4 protein-coding genes are annotated in these 3,107 nt (G+C 51.9%); 3 read left to right on the top strand and 1 reads right to left on the bottom strand.

Annotated elements, in window-relative coordinates; translation table 11 throughout:
- On the top strand, positions 1-202 hold a 202-nt coding region (locus E1189_RS02425), incomplete at its 5' end, for a hypothetical protein (protein WP_230460056.1).
- A 158-nt stretch (positions 203-360) separates the two neighbouring features.
- Here E1189_RS02425 and E1189_RS02430 read toward each other — a convergent pair.
- Positions 361-1,173, bottom strand: coding sequence for an inositol monophosphatase family protein (locus E1189_RS02430; protein ID WP_155158474.1), 813 nt, complete (start codon positions 1,171-1,173; stop codon positions 361-363).
- Positions 1,174-1,447: 274 nt separating this feature from the next.
- Between E1189_RS02430 and E1189_RS02435 the strand changes: the two genes are divergently transcribed.
- Positions 1,448-2,206: an RNA methyltransferase gene (locus E1189_RS02435; RefSeq protein WP_155158475.1), complete on the top strand. Its 759-nt coding sequence runs from the start codon at positions 1,448-1,450 to the stop codon at positions 2,204-2,206.
- A gap of 23 nt (positions 2,207-2,229) precedes the next feature.
- Positions 2,230-3,042 carry a serine O-acetyltransferase gene (cysE, locus tag E1189_RS02440; RefSeq protein WP_155158476.1) on the top strand — a complete coding sequence of 271 codons (813 nt, stop codon included), beginning with the start codon at positions 2,230-2,232 and terminating at the stop codon, positions 3,040-3,042.
- Positions 3,043-3,107 lie beyond the last annotated feature (65 nt).

Below are 3,107 nucleotides of genomic sequence, written 5' to 3' on the forward strand. Positions count from 1 at the left end.
TGTTCTTAAGGGAGATGTTTCTGTTCTTAAAAGCGATATGAGTACAATCAAAACCAGGTTGACTGATGTGGAAGGTGGTGTCTCAGCCTTGGTTGAAGCCATGTTGGTGGGCTTTAAGCGTAGTGATGAGCAGCATGAAGAAACCCAAAAACGTATAGATCAACTTGAGTTGCTTGTTCGCCAATCTCTCCCTAAGAATTGATGTGTGATTTGTGTTTGCTTTCAGTGAAAGGAGTCGCTGAAATTGCAAAGGTCAAAAGGATGGCTTGCAGATTGCCTAGATACCACTGCTTCTGAGTGGAAAAGAAACGCCCCGCAAAAGCAGGGCGTTAGGATTGATGATAAAAAAGGCCAGAAGGCTTACTTCATATCTTCCGACAGGAAAGGCTGAATCCTGGTGAGGATTTCCTTGAATACTTTAGGGCCGCCGCAAACAACCTGACCTTTATCCATATGTTTATTGCCGCCACGGAAGTCGGCAATCAAACCGCCGGCTTCCTGAATCAGCAGTGCGCCCGCTGCCATATCCCACTCTTTCAGGCCGAACTCCCAGAAGCCGTCGTAACGACCGGCGGCAACGTAAGCCAGATCCAGTGCAGCGGAACCAGGGCGGCGAATGCCAGCAGTCTCACCAATGAGGCTGCGAAACATGCCGATGTAGTTGTCCAGGTTGGTCAGCTGATCAGCACGGAATGGGAAGCCGGTGCCCAGCAGGGCGCCTTGCAGGCTGGTGCGGCTGGATACACGAATGCGACGACCGTTCAGGGCTGCACCCTGGCCACGGCTGGCGGTGAATTCTTCAAGGCTGATTGGGTTGAACACAACGGCGTGCTCGATACGGCCGCGGTATTGGCAGGCAATAGATACAGCGAATTGAGGCATGCCGTGGATGAAGTTGGTGGTGCCATCCAGAGGGTCAATGATCCACAGGTAGTCTTCGCCTTCACCTTTGCCTGGCTGGTGTCCGGTTTCTTCCCCGAGGAAACCGTGGTCGGGGTAGGCTTTTTTGAGAACGGAGATAATCGCACGCTCAGCGGCCTGATCGATTTCAGTGACATAGTCGTTGGCCTCTTTCTTCTGAACCTTGATAACGTCCAGCTGTTCGTAGCCCTGAGCAATAATCTCGCCAGCCTTGCGCGCAGCGCGCAGGGCCATAGTAACCATCGGTTGCATATCGGGATGTGTATTCTGTGAAGTGAAAGAACTTTAGGGCTTGTTGATGTTTTGTATCAACAAGCCCTTTAACCGACGGATTATACCACCACTTATTATTCAGCGCAGGTTAATAAATGTGAAAATAGGTGTATTGCCGGTACTGGTGAACGCCCTGTTTCGGGGTTTTCTTTGTGTTGGTGCGGCTCACCGATGGCTTTTGTGGGAAGTATCTGGCTGACATTCTGGTAGACTACAGCGCATCTTTTTACTGACGCGCTATTGGTTGCGATTGATGTCCTTTGAACAGCTTCCTTACAAAAATATCCGGATAGTCCTTGTGAATACTACGCACCCCGGCAATATCGGGTCTGCGGCCAGGGCGATGAAGACGATGGGATTGTCATCGCTGTATCTGGTTGATCCGGTGGATTTCCCTTCTGGTGAAGCGCGAGCGCTCTCCTCCGGTGCTACGGACTTGCTGGAAAACGCTACTGTAGTCAGCTCATTGCGGGAGGCTATTGCTGACTGTGAGCTGGTGGTTGGCGCCAGTGCCCGTGTTCGGGGTATCTCACTGTCTCTGACTGATCCGCGCGATACGGCTCGAGATGTTGTGGCTGAGGCAAAGAATGGCGCCAAAGTGGCTCTGGTGTTTGGTCGTGAAGATCGTGGTCTGACGAATGAAGAGTTGCGTTTGTGTCACCGACAGGTGCATATTCCGTCTGTTGCAGAGTTCAGCTCTCTGAATCTGGCAGCTTCCGTACAGGTGCTGTGCTACGAAATGCGTATGGAAGCCCTGGTTCAGGAGGGTGAGAGTAAGGTGCCCGAGGTACGTGAGTATGCGCCTGTGTCTTCTGAGCAGATGGAAGGCTATTACAGTCATCTGCGTGAAACGTTGGAAGGTGTGGGCTTCTTTAAGAGTTGTAACCCGGACAAAATTATGGCGAAGCTGCGTCGTCTTTATGCGCGTAGCCGTCCGAACGCCGTTGAGTACAATATTCTGAGAGGTATTCTCTCGGAAACACAGGTTGCCTTGCGGAATCTGCGGAAGTAAGAAAACAACAGGACAGTGTAACCATGTTTGAAAGAATTCGTGAAGATATTCGCAGCGTGCTGGATAGAGATCCTGCGGCGCGAAACACTTTTGAGGTTCTGACTAACTACCCCGGGTTGCATGCTTTGCTGCTTCATCGTCTCGCTCATCCACTGTGGTGCAAAGACTGGAAGTGGCTGGCGCGGATGATTTCTACCTTTTCCCGCTGGTTTACGGGTATTGAAATTCATCCCGGCGCCACCATCGGACGTCGCTTCTTTATCGACCACGGTATGGGTGTGGTGATTGGTGAAACCTCTGAGATTGGTGACGATGTCACCCTCTATCAGGGGGTGACCCTCGGCGGTACCAGCCTTGATGGTGGCAAGCGACACCCGACTTTGGAAGATGGTGTGGTTGTAGGTGCCGGTGCCAAGGTGTTAGGGCCGTTCACTGTGGGTAAGGATGCCAAGATTGGTTCTAATGCGGTTGCGGTAAAAGAAGTGCCGCCGGGAGCGACGGTTGTCGGTATTCCTGGCCGTATTGTCAGGCGTCAGTCTCCTGTGGGTGAGGAGCATCAGGCTATGGCCAGGAAGATTGGCTTCGATGCTTACGCAATCACCAAGGAAATGCCCGATCCTACAGTTCACGCGATTAATGCCGTTCTGGAACATATTCACGCCATCGACTCCCGCTTTGAAATACTGTACACCGCATTAAAGGAAAAAGGCGTGGATTGCGGAGATATTTCCCTGCCAGAGCTGCGGCGGGAAGATTTCGAAGGGATGACGGAAGGAATGACAGAAGGTTCTGGGAGTGTTCCTTCCTCCGAAGGTGAAGGCGCCACGAAAGTTTAGCTGTTGCAAGCGAGTGTGAAGTGCTGGAATTCTCTTAGGGCCTGTTGAGGTTTTACATCGGCAGC

It is taken from the genome of Parendozoicomonas verongulae (genome assembly GCF_009711465.1).
In the GTDB taxonomy this organism is placed as follows: domain Bacteria; phylum Pseudomonadota; class Gammaproteobacteria; order Pseudomonadales; family Endozoicomonadaceae; genus Sansalvadorimonas; species Sansalvadorimonas verongulae.